This is a genomic window from Desulfotomaculum sp. 1211_IL3151 (assembly GCF_036763075.1).
Taxonomy (GTDB): domain Bacteria; phylum Bacillota; class Desulfotomaculia; order Desulfotomaculales; family Desulfotomaculaceae; genus Desulfotomaculum.
The window spans coordinates 68,073-90,786 of the sequence record NZ_JBAIYV010000050.1 but is presented as its reverse complement, the minus strand read 5'-3'; the positions used below and the strand labels follow the sequence as shown (position 1 = coordinate 90,786).

19 protein-coding genes are annotated in these 22,714 nt (G+C 47.2%); 15 read left to right on the top strand and 4 right to left on the bottom strand.

The window, feature by feature from the left end:
• The first annotated feature begins 16 nt into the window (after positions 1–16).
• The 7 genes from V6C11_RS13905 to V6C11_RS13875 all read left to right on the top strand — a co-directional run bounded on the left by V6C11_RS13905 (position 17) and on the right by V6C11_RS13875 (position 8,089).
• Positions 17–2,185, top strand: coding sequence for an NHLP family bacteriocin export ABC transporter peptidase/permease/ATPase subunit (locus V6C11_RS13905; protein WP_333531797.1), 2,169 nt, complete (start codon positions 17–19; stop codon positions 2,183–2,185).
• A gap of 22 nt (positions 2,186–2,207) precedes the next feature.
• Positions 2,208–4,904: an NHLP bacteriocin export ABC transporter permease/ATPase subunit gene (locus tag V6C11_RS13900; RefSeq protein WP_333531796.1), complete on the top strand. Its 2,697-nt coding sequence runs from the start codon at positions 2,208–2,210 to the stop codon at positions 4,902–4,904.
• Between the two features lie 208 nt (positions 4,905–5,112).
• Positions 5,113–5,661, top strand: coding sequence for an RNA polymerase sigma factor (locus V6C11_RS13895; RefSeq protein ID WP_333531795.1), 549 nt, complete (start codon positions 5,113–5,115; stop codon positions 5,659–5,661).
• Positions 5,658–6,029: a hypothetical protein gene (locus V6C11_RS13890; RefSeq protein ID WP_333531794.1), complete on the top strand. Its 372-nt coding sequence runs from the start codon at positions 5,658–5,660 to the stop codon at positions 6,027–6,029. Before V6C11_RS13895 ends, V6C11_RS13890 begins: the two co-directional genes overlap by 4 nt.
• A gap of 25 nt (positions 6,030–6,054) precedes the next feature.
• Positions 6,055–7,254: a radical SAM protein gene (locus V6C11_RS13885; RefSeq protein WP_333531793.1), complete on the top strand. Its 1,200-nt coding sequence runs from the start codon at positions 6,055–6,057 to the stop codon at positions 7,252–7,254.
• A 92-nt stretch (positions 7,255–7,346) separates the two neighbouring features.
• Positions 7,347–7,703, top strand: coding sequence for a Nif11-like leader peptide family natural product precursor (locus V6C11_RS13880; RefSeq protein WP_333531792.1), 357 nt, complete (start codon positions 7,347–7,349; stop codon positions 7,701–7,703).
• A gap of 56 nt (positions 7,704–7,759) precedes the next feature.
• Positions 7,760–8,089 carry a Nif11-like leader peptide family natural product precursor gene (locus V6C11_RS13875; RefSeq protein WP_333531791.1) on the top strand — a complete coding sequence of 110 codons (330 nt, stop codon included), beginning with the start codon at positions 7,760–7,762 and terminating at the stop codon, positions 8,087–8,089.
• A gap of 147 nt (positions 8,090–8,236) precedes the next feature.
• On the opposite strand, the gene V6C11_RS13870 is transcribed toward V6C11_RS13875, so the two are convergent.
• From V6C11_RS13870 to V6C11_RS13860, 3 genes are read right to left on the bottom strand one after another with little or no spacing between them, the layout of a single operon-like run.
• Positions 8,237–9,394, bottom strand: a complete 1,158-nt coding sequence (locus V6C11_RS13870) for an ABC transporter permease (RefSeq protein ID WP_333531790.1) — start codon at positions 9,392–9,394, stop codon at positions 8,237–8,239.
• 14 nt (positions 9,395–9,408) lie between these two features.
• A complete protein-coding gene (locus V6C11_RS13865; protein ID WP_333531789.1) occupies positions 9,409–10,407 on the bottom strand; it encodes an HlyD family secretion protein in 999 nt (332 codons plus the stop codon).
• Positions 10,408–10,450: 43 nt separating this feature from the next.
• Positions 10,451–11,083: a TetR/AcrR family transcriptional regulator gene (locus V6C11_RS13860; protein WP_333531788.1), complete on the bottom strand. Its 633-nt coding sequence runs from the start codon at positions 11,081–11,083 to the stop codon at positions 10,451–10,453.
• Positions 11,084–11,409: 326 nt separating this feature from the next.
• Between V6C11_RS13860 and V6C11_RS13855 the strand changes: the two genes are divergently transcribed.
• The 7 genes from V6C11_RS13855 (at position 11,410) to V6C11_RS13825 (ending at position 20,073) form a co-directional block, all read left to right on the top strand.
• Positions 11,410–11,784, top strand: coding sequence for a type II toxin-antitoxin system HicB family antitoxin (locus V6C11_RS13855; protein ID WP_333531787.1), 375 nt, complete (start codon positions 11,410–11,412; stop codon positions 11,782–11,784).
• Between the two features lie 99 nt (positions 11,785–11,883).
• Complete coding sequence (gene uvrC / locus V6C11_RS13850) at positions 11,884–13,734, top strand: excinuclease ABC subunit UvrC (RefSeq protein WP_333531786.1); 1,851 nt, start codon at positions 11,884–11,886, stop codon at positions 13,732–13,734.
• A gap of 65 nt (positions 13,735–13,799) precedes the next feature.
• Positions 13,800–14,603, top strand: coding sequence for a Cof-type HAD-IIB family hydrolase (locus V6C11_RS13845; RefSeq protein ID WP_333531785.1), 804 nt, complete (start codon positions 13,800–13,802; stop codon positions 14,601–14,603).
• A gap of 389 nt (positions 14,604–14,992) precedes the next feature.
• A complete protein-coding gene (gene rapZ / locus V6C11_RS13840; RefSeq protein WP_333531784.1) occupies positions 14,993–15,862 on the top strand; it encodes an RNase adapter RapZ in 870 nt (289 codons plus the stop codon).
• Between the two features lie 13 nt (positions 15,863–15,875).
• Entirely contained in the window at positions 15,876–17,201 is a 1,326-nt protein-coding gene (locus V6C11_RS13835; RefSeq protein WP_333531783.1) for a gluconeogenesis factor YvcK family protein, read from the top strand.
• Between the two features lie 409 nt (positions 17,202–17,610).
• The gene (locus tag V6C11_RS13830) at positions 17,611–18,297 is read left to right on the top strand and encodes a polysaccharide deacetylase family protein (protein WP_333531782.1); all 687 of its coding nucleotides are present in this window, start codon (positions 17,611–17,613) and stop codon (positions 18,295–18,297) included.
• 594 nt (positions 18,298–18,891) lie between these two features.
• The gene (locus V6C11_RS13825) at positions 18,892–20,073 is read left to right on the top strand and encodes a CaiB/BaiF CoA transferase family protein (protein ID WP_333531781.1); all 1,182 of its coding nucleotides are present in this window, start codon (positions 18,892–18,894) and stop codon (positions 20,071–20,073) included.
• Positions 20,074–20,214: 141 nt separating this feature from the next.
• Here the strand turns inward: V6C11_RS13825 and V6C11_RS13820 are convergent, their stop codons facing one another.
• Positions 20,215–21,462, bottom strand: coding sequence for an NAD(P)/FAD-dependent oxidoreductase (locus tag V6C11_RS13820; RefSeq protein ID WP_333531780.1), 1,248 nt, complete (start codon positions 21,460–21,462; stop codon positions 20,215–20,217).
• A 344-nt stretch (positions 21,463–21,806) separates the two neighbouring features.
• Between V6C11_RS13820 and V6C11_RS13815 the strand changes: the two genes are divergently transcribed.
• On the top strand, positions 21,807–22,685 hold the full coding sequence (locus V6C11_RS13815) for an AraC family transcriptional regulator (RefSeq protein WP_333531779.1): 879 nt from the start codon (positions 21,807–21,809) through the stop codon (positions 22,683–22,685).
• The last annotated feature ends 29 nt before the right edge of the window (positions 22,686–22,714 follow it).

Below are 22,714 nucleotides of genomic sequence, written 5' to 3'. Positions count from 1 at the left end.
AAAGGGGTGATGACAAATGGCAGAAATAAAAAGTACCGCCAAAAGAGTGAAGGTTCCCACCATTCTGCAAATGGAGGCAGTTGAGTGCGGGGCCGCCTCCCTGGCCATGATTCTCGCATATCATGGGGTTTGGGTGCCTTTGGAACAATTGCGTATTGCCTGTGGGGTATCCCGGGATGGCAGTAAGGCCAGCAACATCCTGAGGGCGGCCAGAAAGTATGGCCTGGAGTCCAAGGGCTTTCGTAAGGATCCCGATTCTTTGAAGACTATGGCGGGGCCTATGATTGTGCATTGGAATTTTAACCACTTTTTAGTGTTGGAAGGCTTTAAAAACGGCAAGGTCTATCTCAATGATCCGGCGGACGGACCTCGGACGGTGACCGAAGAGGAGTTTGACCAGTCCTTTACCGGTATCGTATTGACCTTTGGCAAGGGGCAGGAATTTAAAAAAATTGGCAGCAAACCCAGTATCATTGCGGCCCTGGGTAAACGGGTGCGGGGTTCTAAAATAGCCCTTTCTTATGTCATCCTGGTGGGCTTGGCTCTAGTTATTCCAGGGTTGGTTATTCCGATTTTTTCTAAGATCTTTGTGGACGATATCTTACTAGCTAATAAACAAAACTGGCTGGTACCGCTGCTCTGGGGCATGGCAATCACTGCTATCCTCAGGGGTATTCTGACCTGGTTCCGGGAGTATTACCTGCTGCGGTTGGAAACCAAAATTGCCCTCAGTACCTCGGGACAATTTTTATGGCATGTGCTGCGGTTACCCATTGAATTTTTCAATCAGCGGTTTGCCGGGGACATTAGTTCCCGGATGCAAAGCAACGATAAAGTGGCCAAGGTATTATCCGGTGAGTTGGCCACCACGGCCCTCAGTTTAATCACCATTGTTTTCTACTTTATCTTAATGCTGCAATATAACATCCTTTTAGCCTTGGTGGGTCTGGTGGTTGCGGCCTTAAATATTGTTTATCTACGGGTGGTTTCCCAAAAAAGGGTCGATCAAAACCGTAAATTACTGCAGGACAAGGGCAAATTAGTGGGTACCTCTATGTCTGGTTTGCAAATGATCGAAACCCTCAAGGCCACCGGCTCGGAGTCTGACTTCTTTGCCAAATGGTCCGGTTATCAAGCCAAGTCCCTCAATGCAGAACAGGAGATGGGTGTTTCCAATAACAAACTGCAAGTGATCCCCGAATTCTTATCCGGTATTACCGATACCATTGTTCTGGTATTAGGGGGTTACTTCATTATTCGAGGGGAAATGACCATCGGTATGCTGGTGGCTTTTCAAAGTTTGATGCAAAGCTTTATGGATCCAGTGACCAGCCTGGTTAACCTGGGGAGCAAAGTGCAGGAATTGGAAGGTGACATGAATCGATTGGACGACGTGCTCAAATACCCAATTGATGATCAGACCAAGGAAAATTATACCGTGGAGGAACTGGCCGGGCAGCAAAAGCTAGCCGGCTATGTGGAAATCAAGGATCTGAGCTTTGGCTACAGTCCTTTGGAAGCACCCCTCATTGATAACTTTAGTTTAAGCCTGGTGCCTGGTTGCCGGGTGGCTCTGGTTGGCGGATCTGGCAGCGGCAAGTCCACCGTAGCAAAAATGGTAGCGGGTATCTACAAACCCTGGTCCGGCCAAATTCTTTTTGACGGTAAAGAACGGACCGAAATGCCGCGCCCGGTGTTAAATCAATCCCTGGCGGTGGTGGATCAGGATATCAGCATGTTTGAGGGCAGCATCAAAGACAATATTACTTTGTGGGATGAAAACATTTCTGAGTTGGATATCATTCGGGCAGCTAAGGATGCCTGTATCCACGATGATATAACAGCCCGGGTCGGCGGTTACGATCACCTATTGGAAGAGGGCGGCAGCAACTTTAGCGGCGGGCAGAGACAGAGGCTGGAAATAGCCCGGGCTCTGGTTAACAATCCCTCTATCCTGGTTATGGATGAGGCCACCAGTGCCCTGGACCCCACTACGGAAAAGAGGGTGGATGAGGCGATTCGCCGACGGGGTTGTACCTGTATCATCGTGGCCCACCGCCTCAGTACCATTCGGGATTGTGACGAAATCATCGTCCTGGCAAGGGGCAAGATTATTCAGCGCGGTACCCATGATGAGTTAAAGAATATACCCGGTCATTATGCGGAACTAATCAGTGCCAGCTAGTTTTGGTCAAGGAGGTGAACCCATGCAGATACCTTTGGACTTATTCAGCAAGGAGGGCACTACCCTTCCGGTGGAAGGCAACAAGCCCCTGCTGCTTACGGATACAGCCAGTGTTTGGTTGGTGGAGCAAGGCTCGGTAAATCTTTTTTATATCGAAGTTAAAGCTGACCAACCGGTGGGCAAAAGAAACTTTCTAATGGAAGTCAAGCCAGGCCAGCTTTTGTTTGGTGTCGCTCCCCAAGGAGAAAGTACGAAATTTGGTCTGCTGGCTGCCGGTTCAACGGGCACGGTGCTCAAACAGTTAAGACTAGAACAACACTTTACGGATTTTATAGACGAGGCAACGAAAAATGACTTTTACATTTTAATTAGCCAATGGGTTGAGCGGTTGGCAAAAAATGGGGTAACGAGGGATCAACAAGCAAGTGCTCTCATTAACCAATGGCAAGGGGAAGCGAGCCTCGCAAACCTGAAGGCAGTGAATGAGGCCATCTTGCTTTGCATTCGTCAACAGGCCCGGGAACGGATAGAGCAGGAGCAGCGGCGCTTTAAAGAAAGAGAAAAGTATGATCAGACCTTCATGCGCAAGGCCATTGTCAAGCTGGCCGCAGTTTCCCAAAACCAACTGGCAGATGCAGTGATAGAAACAGTGGGGGCCGATGCACTGCTCACGGTTACTCAAATGGTGGGTAAAGCCATGCAGATAAACATCAAGACGCCCCTCCAATATCAGGAAAGACCGTCCAGGGACCAACTGGGTGACATTGCCAGGGCCTCCCAGGCCAGGGTCAGGCAGGTGGCCCTCCGGGGAGAATGGTGGCTGCGAGACAATGGTCCCTTGATTGCTTATCTGGAGGAAGATAATCGCCCGGTGGCCCTGCTGCCTCTCTCCCCCACTGAGTATCAGCTCTATGATCCAGCCAAGGGGATCAAGGTAAAGGTAAATAGGCAGCTGGCCCAGGGGGTGAAACCCTTTGGTTACACCTTTTATCGCCCCTTCCCCAACAAAGCTCTGAACTACAAGGATCTATTGCGTTTTGGCTTTGACAGCACATGGAAGCGAGATTTAGTGATGATTATTCTCATGGGTGCCCTGGGCGGCATACTGGGTATGCTGATTCCCATGGCCACCGGGGTTATTTTTGACAGTATCATTCCCCAAGGTCAACAGACACAACTTTTACAAATTAGTTTTATCCTGGCTGCCAGTGCTCTGGCCACCATGCTGTTCCAACTGACCCGTTCCATTGCCATGCTGAGATTGGAAGGGAAAATGGAGGGCTCCATCCAGGCGGCGGTCTGGGATCGTTTGCTGAGCCTGCCAACACCCTTCTTTCGGCAGTTTTCCTCCGGTGAGCTGGCCATGCGGGCCATGGGTATTAGTACCATTCGCCAAATGCTGTCCGGGGTGACCATTAACTCCATTATTACTGCTACCTTTTCGGTCTTTAATCTGGGCTTGCTTTTTTACTACAATGTCAAACTGGCTTTATTCGCCATCCTGCTGGTACTGATAGCCATTTTAGTTACCCTGGGGCTGGGTTATTTCCAGATCCGCTATGAACGGCAAACCGTGGACATTTCCAACAGAATAGCTGGTTTTGTACTGCAAGTGTTCAGTGGGGTCAGTAAATTTAGGGTTTCCGGCACGGAAAAGAGAGCCTTTTATCTGTGGGCCAAGGATTTTGGTGAGCAGAGAAAAATCTCCTTTAAAAGTGAGCGGATAGCCAATATCCTGGTGACCTTTAACTCCGTATTCCCCCTGATAACTTCCATGGTGATTTTTTATGTCCTGCTGCAGAATATGGAAAACCCCATGGGTGCCGGTAAATTTATTGCCTTTAACGCTGCCTTTGGCAGCTTTATGGGCAATATGATCTCTTTATCCAATTCCGTGTTAGCTGTCAATGGGATTATCCCCCTCTATGAGCGGGCCAAACCGATTCTGGAAGAATTGCCGGAGTATGATGAAGCCAAGGGCCAGCCCGGTGAACTGACCGGGGAAATTGAGGTAAGTCACCTGTCCTTCCGCTACAAGGCAGATGGGCCTCTGATTCTACAGGATGTCTCCCTGCGTATCCATAGCGGTGAATATGTAGGACTGGTGGGAACCTCCGGCAGCGGCAAATCCACTTTGTTCCGGCTCCTGCTGGGCTTTGAAAAACCGGAAAATGGGCGAATTTACTACAATGGCCAGGATCTATCCAAGGTAGATATTCGGGCAGTGCGCAAACAATTAGGGGTGGTATTACAAAACGGCCAGCTCATGTCCGGTGATATATTTACCAACATTGTGGGTTCCAATCCCAATTTAACCATGGATGATGCCCTGGAAGCGGCCAAGATGGCTGGCTTAGATAAAGATATCGAACAAATGCCCATGAAAATGCACACGGTGGTCAGTGAAGGGGGAGGCACTCTGTCCGGTGGTCAAAGGCAAAGGCTGCTCATAGCCAGAGCCATTGTCAATAGACCCAAAATCCTCTACTTTGATGAGGCCACCAGTGCCCTGGATAATATGACCCAGGCCATTGTCAGCCAGAGTTTAGAGAACTTAAAGGCCACCAGGGTGGTCATTGCCCACCGCCTGAGCACAGTGATGAATTGCGACCGCATTATTGTGATGGATAAGGGCAGTATCGTCGAAGACGGCTCCTATGAAGAATTGATGGGTCAACAGGGTGTTTTTGCCGAATTAGCCCGGCGGCAACTGGCCTAGAGCAAGGGGAAATAAATGATAAAAAGCTGTGTAATACATTTTCAAGTCAGTCGTACTAATAGGTGAAAGATGCACAGCAAAGAAGCAAATTACTCCGAAAGCTCTGGTAACACCCCCATATATACACGATTTCATCTCAGGGTGAAGTATATAAGGAGGTTAACTAAATGATTGACGTGAGACTTATCGTAATCAGGTGCAAGGCCGGATGCTGACCAACGAAGCAAACCTGGTGTCCCGGGCAGCCCAGGATACGTCAGCCTTTGTTGAACTGTACGACTTTTATTTTCCACGGATTTACAACTATATTCGCTTTCGGGTGGGTGATCCGGATGTTGCCGATGATCTAACCAGCCAAGTATTTGAAAGGGTTGTTCATAGACTAAAGGATTATCAAGAAAATCTCGGCAGTTTTGCCGCCTGGATTTTCACCATTGCCCATAATAGGGTAACCGACCATTATCGTGAGAAGCAAAGGCGTTCAACCGTTTCTCTGGAGGCAGTACAGGAAATAGCTGCGGATTCGGATGTGGAAAAGGATGCCATTACCACAGAAATAAAGAAACATTTACGGCAGGCCTTAAACCAATTGGCCGATCGGGAAAGAAATATCATCTCCTTAAAATTTTGGTCCGGTCTCACCAACAGGCGAATTGCCCAGCTTACCGGTATCAGTGAAAATAACGTGGCCATTATATTATACCGGTCCATGCGCAAGCTGCGGGCGGAGTTGCAGGACCGGGGGGTGACTAGATGACTGAACAAAAACTTGCCGATCGTTTCTCCCATGACCTAGAAGTAATTTTACAGTCGGGCAGAGATCCCGAAGAAGTCGCTAGTAAGGATGAATACCGTCAAAATCTTAAATTGGCCTCGCAAATCGCCAAAATAGATTATAGCGGTGAGAGTAAAATACAGCGGACCCTCAAAGAAAGTTTACTGGCTAAGCTGGCAGAGGGTAAGGTTAACCAAGTTGGCTTGGAACAGGCAGCGGATGAATTGTCCGACAGTGAATTGGATATGGCCGCCGGCGGGTTGGGAGACCCTCAGCAGCAGTTCCTTTGCCCGAAATGCGGTGCGATCCTAAGGGGCAGTCATTGCCCGGGATGTAGGTACCAAACATAATCATAGTCTTACGGAGGAAATGCCCATGAAACCAATTTTTCGCGCTGAACAAGGCGCCATCGTTTATTATACAGCGGAGGGTAAGAGGGGCTATCTCCTTGGGCAGGGGCTAAAATCACTTTTTAGATGGATTAAGTACGGTGAGTCCGACGACGTTATTCAAATGCTTAGCCAACAAGGGATTTTACAGGAAGAGGATAAGGATAAGCTGCACCTGCTGTTAAAGAAGTGCACCAAAATAGAATCGCCGCCCTACTCCCTGGTTTATCCAGAACAAATGCAAGTGGAGCTTACGACCCGCTGCCCCCTGCGCTGTCCCCAATGTTACTGTGATCTTAACGGAAAAGACCTTGCTAAAGAAGTACTGTTTAAATTTCTGCGGCAGGCGGCCTGGCTGGATATTCCCTATATTTCCCTCAGTGGGGGTGAACCCCTCATCTATCCGCATCTGTTGGAAACCATTGCCTATATCCGTGATCTGGGCATGATCTCTGCCCTGGCCACCAGTGGGGTAGGCCTTCAGACTAATTTCCTGACGGACATAAAAAATGCTGGTTTGAATGATTTGTATATCTCCCTCAATGGTTCAACCAGAGAAATCCATGGCAGATCCAGAGATGCCTATGACGAAACCCTTGCTGCCATGCAGCTGTTAAAGGCAACCAATACAACTTACTATATCAATTGGGTGGCCAGGGATGATAATGTGGTAGATTTTCCCAATGTGGTAAAGCTGGCTAAGGAACTGGGGGCTAAACAAATTGTCATCCTGGTATTAAAATCGGACGCCAGCTATAAATCGGAAAGTTACCTGAAAGAAGAATCCTTTTGCCGCTTGGCAGGGTTTTTGGAAAATTATCAAGATCCTGGATTACCGGTAATCGTTGAAAGTTGTTTTGCTAATCTACTGGCTTATCTTAATCGTCATAAGCCACCGATAAAAGTTGGCTGTGAAGCCGGGAGGTTGATTATGTCACTCAACGCCAATGGTCAATTTTCCCCCTGTCGCCATATCCCCCAGTTAGAGGAAAATCAAAGCATCCAGGATTATTGGTACAATTCTGAGGTTTTGCAACAACTGAGGAATACCATCAATAATCTTAACCAGCCCTGCAGCGACTGTAAACTTCAGGCTTTCTGTCACCCCTGTCGAGGCAGCAGCATCAAGGAACAGCAACAACTGGCTGCTGGCAGTCAGCACTGTGTTGTTCACAAGAGGGTATAATTACCAACTTATACGTTTGAAAAAATTAGGAAAGGGGGGGTTTTTAAAATTTAATTTGGTCCGGTAGAAGAAAATTATTAGGAGGTTATTGTATGTCTAATATTAATGAAGTTGCGATTGTTCAGTTTATGGAAAAAATAGGTCAAGACAAGGACTTTGCTGAAAAGGTTTTGGCCACTCAAAGCCCCGAGGATGTTCAAAAGTTGGCCAATGAAGCAGGTGTCTCCTTGACCATGGATGACATCATGGCATCTAAGGAGGTTCTATATAAAGCCTTAGATAAAGCCAATCAAAGTGAATTATCCGATGATGAACTTGAATCTGTTGCAGGTGGAGTTGAACCAATCGTCACCGCAACCCTTGTAGCTGCTGGTATTGGAGCTGTTGGAGCAATTGCCGCTGCAGTTATCCCGACGGTTTGGGATTCAATTAAAACATGGAAATGGTAGCGTCTAGGCAAATAATCCCCTCTCGGAGGGGATTTAACTAAAAGGAGTGTGAAATTGTGGCAAACGAAAACAACATTAATCTGTTCCTGGAAAAACTATCCAGTGACCCTGAATTTGCTGAGAAGGCTTTTAATACCGAAAGTCCGGACGATGTACAAAAGCTGGCCGCAGCTGTTGGCCTTGAGTTGACGATGGAAGATATTATGGCTTCCAAGGAACTTATCTATCAGGCCTTGGATAAATCAAGTCAGAGTGAATTGTCTGACGATGAGTTGGAAAGTGTAGCCGGTGGTTTTAACGTATTTGATTTAACCAGAAATGTAGTCAACAAAGTGGAGAATATGTATAATAGCTTGCCGTTGCCGACGATATCATTTAAATGGTAAAAATCAAAAGAAACTTTCAGTGTCATCCGTAATATGAAAGGGTAGGTTAATAGGCCATGAGCCGTGGGCTCATGGCCTTAAGCAATCGGTATAAGCTCCCATTCAAACAGCTCAGCCCCAGGCCAAAAGCTAACAGCTAAGGCAAAGCTAGCAGCTTTCTTTCCGATACTGCAGCCAAAAACAAAAAACCGAAAGCGGCAGCAGTACCACAAAAAGTCCCGCCAACACCAGAATACTAGGCAGCACCAGGGACAAATCGATCCCCATCAAAGCAATATCCCGCACATCCGAGGCCAGATACGTTAGCGGCAGGATGTAAGAAATAACCTTTGCCAACAGGGGCATAGACTCGATGGGCCAGGTAAAGCCGGAAAAGAGGAAGGAGGGGACTGCCACCAGCATAGCAATCTGGGTGGCCTCCAGTTCATTTTTACAAACAACGGAGAGGAAAATCCCCAGGGTTAAGATGCACAAAATAAACACAATAAATAACAGCAGCAGCACCAGGTAACTGCCCCGGAAGGGAACTTGAAAAACAGTAAAGCAGAGGGCCAATACCGCATGGGTACTGAGCATGTTTAACAGGAAATAGGGAATCATTTTTCCCAGTACCACTTGATAAGCCCGATAACCCCCAGCTGCCAATTCCGAAAGGGTGCCCCGTTCCTTTTCCCGGGCGATGGCCACTGCCATATAAAGTAGGATCACCTGCTGCAGGGCAGTACAAGCCAGGCCCACCAGGAGAAAGTTAGTATAGTTAAAGGTGGGGTTATACCACACCCTTAGACGGTAGCTCACCGGCAGAGCGGTGGAGGCAGCCTTTTCTGGCAGCAGCGCTTGACCCCCTGCCAGTGCCTTGATGCTGATACCAGTCGACAGGGTAGCCACAATCTCATTGGCCGCAGACATTACCGCATTGCTATAAAGCATATTCGTGCCGTTAGCAATCACCAGCACCTCTGACCCCTGCCCCTTCTTAACCAGGGTAGCAAAATCCTCCGGAATTACCAGAGCGGCATGGACTTGACGGGTCTCCAGCAAATGGCGTAAAGCATCCTCGGTGGTCACCTGTTCCACCACAGTAAATTTATCCGAATCCTGAAAACCTTGCACCACCATCCGGCTGGTGCTGGTCTGGTTATAATCCAGCACAGCAGTTTTAATATCCGTCACCACATGGTTGCTGTACATTATACCAAACAGAAAAATGTACAGGGTGGGGATAAAGCACATAATTAACAGCAGCCGCCGATTGCCCCGGATGTATTGCCATTCCCGGGAGGCAATTTTAAGGATTTTATCCATCTTCAACCCCCCGGCTACTCAAATTTGACTTGAACACTCATACCGGGGCGCAGCTCCGGTGTGTTCACCTTGATCTTCACATTATAAGTCACAATATCCTTTTCACCCCGGTCGTTGGTGGCCCGGGAGGTGGCAAATTCCGGTTTGCGACTGATATCGACAATCTGACCGGGATATTTCTTCGTGGTCATGGCAATAGGTGTTAGGTTGGCTTGCTGGCCCACCTTTACTTTATCTAACACCGATTGTTTTACCTTTACATTGACCCAGTTGTCGGTGTAATCCGTTACAGTCATTAAGGGTAAGCCGGTGGAAACCATTTCGGCCTGCTCCACATTGAGCGATGTAACGGTGCCGGAAATGGGGGCCTTGATTTCGGTTTCCTTTAAATTGATGGCAACCTGCTGCAAATCTGCTTTGGCCTTGGCCAGGGCAGCTTCGGCCCTTTGTACATCGGCCTGGTAAACATCCACCTGGAGGAGAGAGGCCTTGGCATTGGCGAGATCACTCTGGGCCACAGCCACACCGGCCAATGCAGCCTGATAATCCTTTTCGCTGCTGTCCATCTGTTGATCAGGGATGGCCTGGGCTTTATGTAATTCCAGCATCCGGTCATAGGTTTTTTTGGCCAAATCTGCATCGGCCTGGGCCTTGGCCAGAGCAGCCTCGGCCTTTTGCACCGCAGCCTGGGTGCTTCCGGCAGCCAAGGCACTGCCCGCCTTGGCCTTGGCAATATCCCCCTTGGCAGCAGCGATACCAGCCTGGGCCTGGGCCTCCTTGGCCTTTAAATCTTCATCATCCACCTTGGCCAACAGTTCCCCGGCCTTTACCGCCTGACCCTCCTGTACCAGCAGTTTGACAATCCGCCCGGGAATCTTGGTATTCACATCCACCTCTCGGGCTTCCACAATCCCAGTTATAGCATCTTCCGAGTTTTTGGTTGAGGCACAGCCACTTACCAAAAGCAGTAAGATCACCAATAATAAGGCGAGGCTTTTTTGCTTAGACTTCATTATAGATACCCATTCCTTTCCCTTCGCTATTATGCTAAGCCCTTCATCGTTCCCCTTTGTTTTGCATGATTCCGCTCAGGGTAAAATCAAGGATATGTTGACAGCGTGCTTCCAGCATTTCCTCAGACATCATGTCACCGGGCCACAGGGATTGCACCATCTCCCGGCGGGCAAAATAGGCCAGACACATAGCATGAACACTTAGCAGAGTTTGCTGAACATCCAGATCCGGGCGAAAGTACTCCCGCCTAATACCATCCTCCAAAATTCGCCCCAGATCCGATTGGAAAATATCCAGCAGCTGGGGCAGTACCCTGCTACTGTAACTCCCGCGATTCAAAGCTTCCCAACTGACCAAGCGTACAAATTCCTCATCACTGGCCAAAAAGTAAAAATACTGCCGCAAAGCCCGGGCGACATTCTCCCTGGGATCCGCCCCCGCAATAAAAGACCCTTTACTCAACTGATAAACCTTTTGACAATTATAGCGCAGCACCTCTACATAAAGATTCTCCTTGCTTTCAAAATAATGATAAATCATCCTCTTATTAATCCTAGCCGCCCCCGCAATCTCATCCACCCGAGCCCCATCCAGCCCCTTCCGAGCAAAAACAGCAGCCGCTGCTAGCAAAATACGCTGTTTACTTTCCTCGGCACGGGAAAGTTCGTCGTTCATGCTATCACCCTATTCTTATACTGTAGTTATTTCGGGTCTAGCCCCTCAGCCATCAGCTATAGGAACCCTAGGGTTCCTGGCACCTCATACAAAGCCCGGCTTCCCGCGGTGCCTGGCTCCCGGCGAACCAAGCCAACCCTACCAGCTATGCCCTACTCCAAATCCCTTTGTAAGTTTTCCAACTAAAGTAACTAACTAGTTACTTACTCCATTTATATTTTGATCCACTCCCAATCAATTGTCAAGGGAGGAAAAATTTTTCTCATAAACCACAGCATTGATGCAGTAGAAGACATCATATATAATGCCATTAAAGAGGTGAAGCCATGTCTAAGGACCTAAATTTTTATTTAAAGCTGGACTATCCCTTTAATGTTAGGCCAGATTTTGATGACGGTGGTTATATTGTAGAGTTTCAAGATCTACAGTTTTGTGTTGGTACAGGGGATACTGTGGAAGAAGCAATAAAAGATGCGTTAATCGCAAAGGAACAATGGATTAAAGCGGCTTTTGAAAATATGATACCAATTCCTTTTCCCACTATTATAGAGGACAAAGAAGACTACAGTGGCCGTATTACCCTAAGAATTCCGAAAAGCTTGCATAAATTAGTAATTGATACAGCCAAAAAAGAAGGGGTCAGTGCCAATCAATTCTTATCTCACCTTATTAGCATGGGTATTGGCAAAAAATCAATTTAATAAAGCGAAACTTCTGGGCTCTTTAAGACCCCATACCAACATGCAAAAAAGCTAACAGCTAATAGCCAACGGCTAACAGCTAACCGGAGGTGACCACCCTTGCCCCTAACAGAAAAAATCAAAAACATTCCCTCCCGCCCAGGGGTTTACCTATACAAAGACGAAAACGACCAAATCATCTACGTAGGCAAGGCCTTGTCCTTAAAAAACAGAGTCCGCTCCTACTTTACCGGGGTAGCCAAACAGTCACCCAAGGTCAAGGCCATGCTCAACCGAGCAGTGGATCTGGACTTCATTGTTACCGATTCGGAAATGGAAGCCCTGATCCTGGAAAACAACTTAATCAAAGAACACCAACCTAAATACAACATTCTATTAAAGGATGATAAAACTTATCCCTACATCAAAGTCACCAGCCAAGAAGAATTCCCCCGGGTCTTTCTAACCCGCCGGGTCCTCAAGGACGGTGCCCGCTACTTTGGCCCCTTTACCAACCTGGGGGCTGTTAACGAAACCATGCGGCTGCTGAAAAAAATCTTCCCCCTGCGCACCTGCAAGCAGCGGCAGCTAAGCCCCAGGGACCGACCCTGCCTTAACTACCATATTAAACGCTGCCTGGGACCCTGCTGCAATCTAGTGGAGCGCCAGACCTACCGGGAGACAGTCAATGAAGTGATACTTTTTCTGGAGGGACGGCAGGAGGATTTAGTGAAACGCCTGCGCCAGCGCATGGAAGAGGCTGCGGAAAACCTGGAATTCGAAAAGGCAGCAGAATTACGGGATCAACTACTGGCAGTAGAAAAAATCGTGGAACGGCAAAAAATTGTTTCCACCGATCTGGTGGATCAGGATGTTATCGCCATGGCTAGGGGCTTTGATGAGTCCTGCCTGACGGTATTCTTCATCCGAGGTGGCAAACTCATCGGCCGGGAACATTACTTCCTGGAGGGCACAGATACCTTGGAACGGGGAGAAATTATGGCCACCTTTATCCAACAGTTTTATAACCAAACGGAATTTATCCCGGCAGAGATAATGATATCCGAGGACATTGACAATAAAGAATTACTAACCTCTTGGCTCAACGAACGCCGCGGCAGTAAGGTCCAGATCAAGGCCCCCAAACGAGGTGACAAACACAAACTGGTGGAAATGGCCGCCCAAAATGCCCTGCTTTCCTTGGAGCAGGCCCAGCTGCAGCGTCAGGCCAACCGGGAAGCGGTGGATGGTGCCCTGGCCGAACTGATGGCTGCCCTGGGCCTGGAAAAACCACCCCACCGCATGGAATGCTACGATATATCCAACATCCAAGGTACTGAAACGGTCGCCTCCATGGTGGTTTTCGAGGAAGGCCGACCGAAAAAGGATCAATATCGAAGATTTAAAATCCGCTGGGTCGAAGGCCCCAACGATTTTGCCTCCATGCACGAAACCATCACCCGCCGCTTTTCCCGGGCTAGGGAAGAGCAAGACCAGATTGCCAGGGGAGAGCTCACCCCTAAACAGGCCAAATTTACCAGGCTACCGGATCTCATTATCATTGACGGCGGCAAGGGCCAGCTCTCTGCGGCCAGAGAAGCCATGCAAGAGCAAGGTTTCTCCCAGATTGCCACCTTTGGCCTGGCCAAAGAAGAAGAACTACTCTTCGCCCCCGGCCGCCCCGACCCTATCCGGCTGCCCAGGGAATCCAAAGGCTTGCAAATGCTCCAGCGACTCCGGGATGAGGCCCACCGCTTTGCGGTAACCTATCACCGGAAGCTCAGAACCCAAAGAAACCTTAAGTCCCTACTAGACGAAATCGACGGCATCGGCCCCACCCGCCGCCGCGAGCTATACAAAGCTTACAAAAACCTAGAATCCATCAAACAAGCCTCAGTGGCAGACCTAGCCAAAATCCCCAGCATGAATACCAAAGCCGCCCAGGCGGTATATGATTACTTTAGGGAGTGAATGATGGGTCTAGCCGTGGGCCATGGGCCATTAGCTAACAGCCAAAACGAAAGGAGACAAACTCCATGTCCAACTACAAACTAATTGCTATCGACCTCGACGATACATTACTCAATACGAACCTAACAATCTCCCCCCGCAACAAAGAATATATCCAGCGAGCCAAGGACGCAGGCATCCACATCACCCTGGCCACCGGCCGCATGTACTGCTCGGCCCTACCTTACGCTAAAGAACTAGGCTTAAACCTGCCCCTCATCACCTACCAAGGGGCCTTAGTCAAAGAAATCCAAACCGATGAAATTCTTATTCATCGCCCAGTACCACTGGACCCAGCCAGAGAGGTCATCCAGCGATGCCGCCAGTTGGGCTACCATATCAACGTCTACGTCAACGATACCCTCTACGTAGAAAAAATGAGCCCAGAGGCCGCAGCCTACCAAAAAATCTCTGGCATCCCCGCCCACCCGGTGGGTGACTTACTGGAATTTCTCAAAGAAGCACCCACCAAGGTACTATTAGTGGGCAGCTCGGAAAAACTGGATGAACTGGAACAAGAAATGACGAAGCAATACAGCACCAGCTTACATATATGCAAATCCAAGCCCCATTTCCTGGAGTTCTCCCATCCCCAGGCCACCAAAGGGCATGCCCTAGACACCCTGGCCAAGGACTGGGGCCTAACCCCAGACCAAATCATCGCCATCGGCGATGCCCCCAACGACCTGGAAATGCTCCAATACGCCGGCCTCGGTGTAGCGATGTCCAACGGTGACCCCACCGTCCAAGCCCTAGCCGACTACATCACCAGCTCCAACGACCACGACGGCGTAGCCGAAGTGATCGAGAAGTTCGTTTTTGGCTTTTAATTTGGAAACCTTAAAGCGGAAAGCAGAAAGTTGGACAGAGGAAAAACCACCCTGTCAGCCTGAGCGGATAGCGAAGGATATTAAGATAGTCTCCCATGGGAGTCTCCCCGCAGAAAGATAACGCGTCGAACCTAGCGGGGGTCTGCCCCCCACCCATCAAAGATCCATCAAAAACCCCACATACCCCCACTATCCAATCTTCTATGTTCCAACTTTCCCGCTAACTAACTTTCCAACTAAACCAGCACCTTTCTCTCTCCTACCTACTATAATAAAGTTATATCCCCTCTCCAACAGACAGCCGCAAGCTTCCATTTGCCTAAATTAATCGAACAGTTTACAATATAGAAGAAATCAAGCATATGTCTGATTCAAAGGGGGGTGTTGAAGTGACCAGTCCACGTCTGTTAATTGTTACCGGCATGTCCGGTGCGGGGAAAACCCAGGCGGTGCAAAGTTTAGAGGATCTAGGTTACTTCTGTGTTGACAATTTACCTCCGGCCTTGATCACCAAATTTGCAGAGCTGGTGTCCCAATCCAGCGGCAAAGTAGAAAAAGTTGCCCTGGTGGTAGATATCCGCGGCGGCGACTTCTTTCACCAGGCCATCGAAGTATTAACTGAACTGACCGAACAGGGTTACTGGTATGAAATATTATTTTTGGAAGCTTCCGATGAAGCATTGGTACGTCGCTATAAAGAATCCCGCCGCCGCCATCCCTTGGATACCCAAGGGGAAGTGCTGGAGGTGATCCGGCAGGAGCGGGAACTGCTGCGGGAAATTCGCGGCAGAGCAACTAAAATTATCGATACATCCACGGTTACCAACAGCCAGTTGAAGGACCAAATCATTACCCAGTTTGGCGGTGATCGGGAAAGCACCAATCAGCTGTTAATTACCGTCATCTCCTTCGGCTATAAATATGGTATTCCCTTGGATTCCGATCTGGTTATAGACGTGCGGTTTTTGCCCAATCCCCACTATATACCAGAACTGCGCTGTCTCACCGGCAATGACGAACCGGTGCAGCGACATGTGCTGTCCAAGGATGTAACCCAGGAATTCATGGCAAAATTCACTGACTTTGTTCAGTTTCTCATTCCTCATTATCAAAATGAGGGTAAAGCCACCTTAATGATCGCCATCGGCTGCACCGGTGGCATGCACCGATCCGTAACCCTGGCCAATAAGCTGGGGGATATATTAAAGGAAAAAGGTTATCGTGTTAATGTGAGACACCGGGATATCATGCGAGTGTAGGGCGGTGGAGTAATTGGCTTATTTGTTCAAATGGTTTGTACCTGGAATGAATGTCAAACGCTGGGTTTTCCTAGCCCTGGTGGGAGTCCTTATGCTGGGGCTGGGTTTGGCTTTACTGGATCGACAGCTGGTAGGAATGCTGGGTCTGGCCCTGGATGCCCTGACCAATCAATTAGTCGGAGTGCCCGGCTGGTTAATTGGCAGCGCTTTAGCAGCCAGTGGTTTAGGCCTGACGTTTTACAGCTTTAAAATGGGGCTTAAATCCATCATGACAGTGATTCGACCAGACCCCCCGGAACGCTTGATAGAAACCCTTTACCAGCATCGTTCCCTCAAAAAAGGCCCCAAGATTGTGGTCATCGGTGGGGGCACTGGGCTATCCAGCCTATTAAAGGGTATCAAGGAGTATACCAGCAATATTACAGCCATAGTGGCAGTTACCGACGATGGCGGCAGCTCCGGCAGATTACGGGATAACCTCGGTATTTTACCACCCGGAGATATCCGCAATTGTATCGTCGCTTTGGCCGACAAAGAAAGTCTAATGGAGGAAGTGCTGCAATACCGCTTCCCAAGCGGTGAACTGGCAGGGCACAACCTGGGCAATCTTTTGTTGGCCGGCCTAAACAACGTTTCCGGCGGCTTCGACGGTGCTGTCCACGCCCTTTCCAAAGTACTGGCCATCCGCGGCCAAGTACTGCCGGTGACACTGGAAAATGTCATTCTAGGGGCAGAATTGGCGGATAAATCCCTGGTCTATGGAGAATGCAACGTTTCCAGCAGTAAAAGCAAAATAAAAAGATTATTTCTTAAGCCAGAAGTATGCAGCCCCCTACCTGAAGCCCTAGAGGCCATACGGGAGGCCGACATGATTATTCTTGGTCCCGGCAGTCTCTATACCAGTGTCATTACGAACCTCCTGGTGGATGGCATTGCCGATGCCATCAAAAAATCCCAAGCCCAGAAAATCTACATCTGCAACATCATGACCCAACCGGGTGAAACCCAGGGCTACACAGCCCAACAGCACCTCAAGGCCATTTTCGACCATACAGGTCCTATCGTGGATCAAATCCTGGTCAACAACGAACCAATCCCCGGCCAGATGCTCAAAAAATATCGTACCAAGGGCGCAATTCCGGTCAAAGTAGACACAGCAGCCCTAACCAAACTAGGCGTCAAAGTCTGGCCCAGGCACCTGGTACAACACAGCAACCTAGTCCGCCACCAACCAGAAAAACTAGCCCAGGCCATCATGGAAATCATCTACGACTCCAAAGCCGCAGCCCTCGAGCGAACCCCAGTCAAAATCTACCAACCATCAAGGGCAAGGGGGTAGCACGGCTTATGGGTATTCCTTTGGGGTCAAGCCATCAGCCGTCAGCTTTTTAAGGTGAGGGAGCCCTAAAAAACCCCCCTCTACGAGGGGGACGGTCACGAAGTGACAGGGGAAGTTATGTAGGGGCGACCGCCATGGGTCTTCGGGAACTCCGGGTGCCTGGCTCCCGGCGCACTAAAGCAAACCCCAAGGCCCACCCAAGACCCCAAAGCAAAACATACAAAAAAGCCCATGGCCAACGACCCACGGCCCATGGCCAATTCGGAGGTGCACACCCATAATCAAACCAAACAAACTCACCCTAATTACTCTACTAGTTATCGTAATAACTCTTTCCTACTTCCAATACCAAAACAAAATAGTCCCCTCCGACGCCAAATACCCCCCACTGCAGGGTATTCCCGTACTAATGTACCACAAAGTCAACCCAAACCCCCGCACTGGCGGTTTAGGCCTTCGGGTACCTCCGGGTAAATTTGAGTGGCAGATGAAATACCTAAAGAAGAACGGCTACGAAACTGTTTCCCTGACTGATGTCCTGGATCACTTCCAAAGGGGCAAGAAACTTCCGAACAAACCCATTGTCATCACCTTTGACGATGGCTACAAGGACAACCATGACTTCGCTTACCCCATTATGAAGAAATATGGCTATACCGGCACCATCTTTGTGGTCTCCAAAGCCATCGGCAATACCAACTTTTTTGACGTAGAAAAGAAACTCCAGCCCGAAAATAAAATCATGAACTGGCATGAAATCAAAGAACTAGATCAAGCCGGTTTCATCATCGGTGCCCACACTGTGGATCACCCACACCTGGCAAAGGTAGCACCGGAAGCAGCAAAATACCAAATCGAAGAATCCAAGCGGGCCTTGGAGTATGGACTAAAAAAACCAGTAGAAGTCTTTGCCTATCCCTACGGCAGCTACAACGACCAAGTGGCCCAACTCACCCAACAAGCCGGCTATCGCGCTGCTGTCACCACCAAACTGGGTTTAGCAAAGCAAGAATCCGACCCCTTCAAAATCCACCGTATCCGAGTTACTGGACGCTATAGTAATAAACGGTTTATCGAGGAATTGCATAACTACTAGAGAGTTGGTTAGTTGGTTAGGGGGTGTATTACCCTGTCCAACTTTCCAACTTTCTGCTTTAAACCCAGAAAAATATTGAAAGAGTTTTTTATTATTATAGCAGTGTCAGGCGAACAGGATTCCTGCATAGCAGGCCTCCCGTTCGCGAAGGTATCCGGCACCTACGAAATTCGACAACGGTAGTTATTCGCAGGCAATATTATTGGAACCACTGGAAGATGATCAGATGATAAACACCCCTGTTGGTTTTTATTCCGACAGGGGTATTACACAAAAAATATAATTTTATCGGGAATTTGTTTCAGGATCGATAGTGCTGAATCAATTGAGATAATTTTCTGCCTATTGCAAACAAGCAAATATATTCGTTTAAACCCGATTAGAGCCAATATCCAACCAAGTCCGGATTTATATATAAAGACGTTATGTGGTTTTAGATAGCGTCCTTATTTTAACGTTCCTAGTAGACGCAATATTAAGAATTACTACAATATATAATTCTTATCTATATTATGGAAGCATATAATGTTCGTAGAGGCCGATTTAAACATCATGGATAGAATCAACACCATTATCTATATGGGAGGGTGATTTATGCCATTACCATTAGAAGGGGTTAAAGTGTTAGATTTATCGAGATATCTTCCCGGGCCGTTCTGTACTCAGATATTAGCTGACTTCGGGGCGGAGATCATTAAAGTGGAGGACCCCAAGGGAGGAGATCTTGGGCGATTGCTGCCACCACTAGTCAACGGTGAAAGTACTCGATTTTACACGGTGAATCGAAATAAGAAGAGCATCACACTGGATCTCAAGAAGGAAGAAGGCAAAACTCTTTTCAAAAGGCTGGTAACTACCTGTGATGTAGTGGTTGATCAGTTTCGTCCTGGAGTTATGACAAAATTAGGGTTAGATTATGAAAAGCTAAAGGCAATAAACCCAGGGATCATTTATTGTGCAATTACCGGGTATGGTATGAGTGGGCCACTTCGGGATGCTGCGGGACATGACCTGAATTATCTTAGTTTAGCGGGTGTAACGGAACTTACTGGTAATTACCGGGGTATGCCAGCCATGTCCGGGGTCCAGATCGCTGATATTGCAGGAGGAACCTTATACGCTGTGATTGCGATTCTTCTTGCATTGATGCACCGGGCTAAGACGGGTCAGGGGCAACTTTGTGATATCGCCATGCTAGACGGTTCCATTAGCCTGCTGTCCTATACCCTAGGGGAGTGGTCAGGTGAGGGTAAATTACCGGAAAGAGGCAACGATCTTCTGACCGGAGGATATGCCTGCTATCATATTTATGAAACAAAAGATAAGAAGTATATCAGCTTAGGGGCAATAGAAGGAAAATTCTGGGCAGAGTTTTGTGAAAAGATTAATCGAAAAGAATATATTAAAATCCAATTGAATCCGAATCAGCAGTTGGAGATGATAAAAGATATTAGGGTGGTCATGCTAGAAAAGACACGCGACGAATGGGTTGATTTTTTTGCCAATAGTGATATTTGCCTCACACCCGTCCTTGCCCTTGATGAGATGTGTAGCCATTCACAAGTGGCGGCACGGGATATGATTATAAAACTAACCAGTGATAATAAGGATGTTAAAGATATCGTTCTGACAGGTACTCCGATCAAATTGTCCGGGTCTCCGGGGGAAGTGAAACTTACATTCCCGAAATTAGGTGAACATAATGAAGAGATTTTTTTGGCAGCAGGATGCACGCGTGAAGAACTTGAGGAATTCAAGAAAAAACAAGTGATTTAGAAGGTTTTCATTTAAGGCTGACGATTGTTTTCTTGACATTAATATGCCCCAACTGCAAGGAATTGACGCGGCGGCCAAAGAGGAACGGCTGTCTTATAGGCAGCCGCCCCTTTCATTATAGTAGAATCATAGCACAAATAGTTAGACTCTGGCGGCACTCAGGCCGCTAAGATAAGCGGTGGAGAAGGCGATTTGCAAATTATAGCCCCCTGTTAAAGCATCGACATCGATTATTTCACCGGCGAAATAAAGCCCTTGAACAATTTTAGATTCCATGGTCGAGGGGTTGATTTCTTTGACATGAATGCCGCCGCTGGTCACAATCGCTTCATTTAACGGGCGGGTGCCGGTGACGGTTAAAGGGATACCTTTTAGCGTGTGCACCAGCAGATCCCGCTCTTTTTTGCTAATTTGATTGACCTGCTTGTGTATATCCAGGCCGGACAATTGCAAAAAGGTGGCAATCATTCTTTTGGGCAGTAAATCATCAAAGGCGTTTTTTAATTGTTTGACGCTGTATTTATTAAAATCCCTTTGCAAACGAGCATCTAATTGTTCATCGGTCAATGCCGGTTTTAAGTCAATGCTTATTTGTATCGGTTTATTGGTCGGTGGGTGGATATGCTTTTTAATAAGGCTGCTAATGCTAAGAATAATTGGCCCGGATACGCCAAAGTGGGTAAAAATCATTTCCCCGAACTGTTCCGCCTGAACTTTGTTATTGATAATAGCTTTAACGGATACATTTTTCAGGGTTAGACCTTGCAGGTCTTTAACCCATTTTTCTTGGGTTATTAGGGGAATTAAAGCTGGTTTGGGCTCTATGATGGTATGGCCCAACTGCTGGGCCATTTTGTAGCCGTCTCCGGTGGAGCCTGTTTGTCTATAAGACATGCCCCCGGTGGCCAGAATTACTTTGGGGGCGGATATTTGTTTATCGTCATGTAAAAGTACACCGGTTACCCGGTGATTCTTAACGAGTATTTTTTTGATTTCTGTTTGCAATTTAATACATACATTGCCTAGTTGCATGTGTTTTTGCAGTGCTTTAATAATATCGCTGGATTTATCCGATGCGGGAAAAACCCGATTGCCGCGTTCCACCTTGGTTGGTACGCCCAAAGACGTCAGCAGTGCTAAAAGGTCGTTATTATCAAATGTTTTAAAAGCACTATATAAAAATTTGGGGTTAGTCATGACATGATGGAAAAAATCATCCCTGTCTCCATAATTGGTAACATTGCACCTGCCTTTACCGGTAATAAATAACTTTTTGCCCAGTTTATCATTCTTCTCTAATAAAATCACTTTTAATCCCTTAGCTGCTGCAGTGGATGCACTAAGCATACCTGCAGGACCACCGCCAACCACGATTAGATCGCAATTCATTTCTTTGCCCCCAAATATTGTAATAATAACATTATAAGTCAAATGGTCCGCATAACAAATTATTAAATCCATAATCTACTATCCAGTAGGCCCGTAATAATGGCGGTAAAATAATTTTACAGAAGGAACTTATGATTCTTTGAAGAATAAATTCAAAACATTTGAAGTTTAGGTTTAAATTCTGCTCTCTTAGCAATGGTTCCAATTAATATTGGTTGACCTGGTTAATTATCACCCCTACGATCAGTTTACATCAGGAAGGCCACCACCATTAACGATATCCGATGGTAATCAACCTTTCAATGAGTTAATTAGTTTAGTGCCTGGCACAAGGAGTGACCCGTATGGACAAAGAGTTAAGAAAGTTGCAAGGTGATGCGCTGAGTCCAAGTCTTTTTGTGGGGGGGAATAACTCATATAGTTGTCCACAAATGACTATTGTCAGTTCAAATGTGCCTATCGATATGGAATCAGGGGTACATGAGCACGAAAGTTATGAATTTGTCCTGCCTATAACGATTATGCCCCATGTAAGGTTTGGTAAAAAAGTTATGTATTATGAACCAAACAAAGTTTACCCTATTAATGTTGGCCAATCCCACGGGGCTTATAAAGTAATGCCTGGAATAAAGTTAAAGTGTATCATGGTAGATAAAACTTTCATGGATAACTTAACTTACTCAATTATCGGTAAAACAGGATTAGCTATGAGTGACAGTCCCTTTAACCAGGATGCAGAGCTAAAGTTTTTAATAGATACATTTATCAAGGAATCAAAAATGATGCAAGTAGGGTACGATTTCATCCTGCAGAGTCTTAGCACACAAATATTGGTTAAGCTTATTAGACATTTTAAAGGCATGTTGCCTGCGAAAATAGAAAAAAAACAAACTATTTTAACGAGTAATCATATTAATAAGGTTATTGAAATGATTAGAGAGTACTATAATCGTAATTTCTCATTGGGGGATTTAGCAAGGGAGGCAAATTTAAGCCCCTATCATTTTATAAGGGCTTTTAAAAACCAAACTGGAAAAACTCCCTATGACTATTTAATAAATATTAGAATTGAGAAGGCCAAGGAACTAATGCACCTTAATCTGAACATTACGGATATCTGCTTACTATGTGGCTTTAATAACCACAGCCACTTTACTACCGTATTTAAAAAGAAGGTTGGTGTAACGCCTACCGAATATCGGCAAATACTGTATAGCAAATAACAGTTTCTAATTTTAATTTTTTATAAACA

What these genes read in the sequence shown, in the direction of transcription:
- V6C11_RS13815 (WP_333531779.1), top strand. Translation starts at nt 21,807, where the DNA reads ATGGACAAAGAGTTAAGAAAGTTGCAAGGTGATGCGCTGAGTCCAAGT.
- V6C11_RS13870 (WP_333531790.1), bottom strand. Translation starts at nt 9,394, where the DNA reads ATGGATAAAATCCTTAAAATTGCCTCCCGGGAATGGCAATACATCCGG.
- V6C11_RS13860 (WP_333531788.1), bottom strand. Translation starts at nt 11,083, where the DNA reads ATGAACGACGAACTTTCCCGTGCCGAGGAAAGTAAACAGCGTATTTTG.
- V6C11_RS13830 (WP_333531782.1), top strand. Translation starts at nt 17,611, where the DNA reads ATGTACCACAAAGTCAACCCAAACCCCCGCACTGGCGGTTTAGGCCTT.
- V6C11_RS13825 (WP_333531781.1), top strand. Translation starts at nt 18,892, where the DNA reads ATGCCATTACCATTAGAAGGGGTTAAAGTGTTAGATTTATCGAGATAT.
- V6C11_RS13880 (WP_333531792.1), top strand. Translation starts at nt 7,347, where the DNA reads ATGTCTAATATTAATGAAGTTGCGATTGTTCAGTTTATGGAAAAAATA.
- V6C11_RS13905 (WP_333531797.1), top strand. Translation starts at nt 17, where the DNA reads ATGGCAGAAATAAAAAGTACCGCCAAAAGAGTGAAGGTTCCCACCATT.
- V6C11_RS13890 (WP_333531794.1), top strand. Translation starts at nt 5,658, where the DNA reads ATGACTGAACAAAAACTTGCCGATCGTTTCTCCCATGACCTAGAAGTA.
- V6C11_RS13885 (WP_333531793.1), top strand. Translation starts at nt 6,055, where the DNA reads ATGAAACCAATTTTTCGCGCTGAACAAGGCGCCATCGTTTATTATACA.
- V6C11_RS13900 (WP_333531796.1), top strand. Translation starts at nt 2,208, where the DNA reads ATGCAGATACCTTTGGACTTATTCAGCAAGGAGGGCACTACCCTTCCG.
- V6C11_RS13895 (WP_333531795.1), top strand. Translation starts at nt 5,113, where the DNA reads ATGCTGACCAACGAAGCAAACCTGGTGTCCCGGGCAGCCCAGGATACG.
- V6C11_RS13865 (WP_333531789.1), bottom strand. Translation starts at nt 10,407, where the DNA reads ATGAAGTCTAAGCAAAAAAGCCTCGCCTTATTATTGGTGATCTTACTG.
- V6C11_RS13820 (WP_333531780.1), bottom strand. Translation starts at nt 21,462, where the DNA reads ATGAATTGCGATCTAATCGTGGTTGGCGGTGGTCCTGCAGGTATGCTT.
- V6C11_RS13845 (WP_333531785.1), top strand. Translation starts at nt 13,800, where the DNA reads ATGTCCAACTACAAACTAATTGCTATCGACCTCGACGATACATTACTC.
- V6C11_RS13855 (WP_333531787.1), top strand. Translation starts at nt 11,410, where the DNA reads ATGTCTAAGGACCTAAATTTTTATTTAAAGCTGGACTATCCCTTTAAT.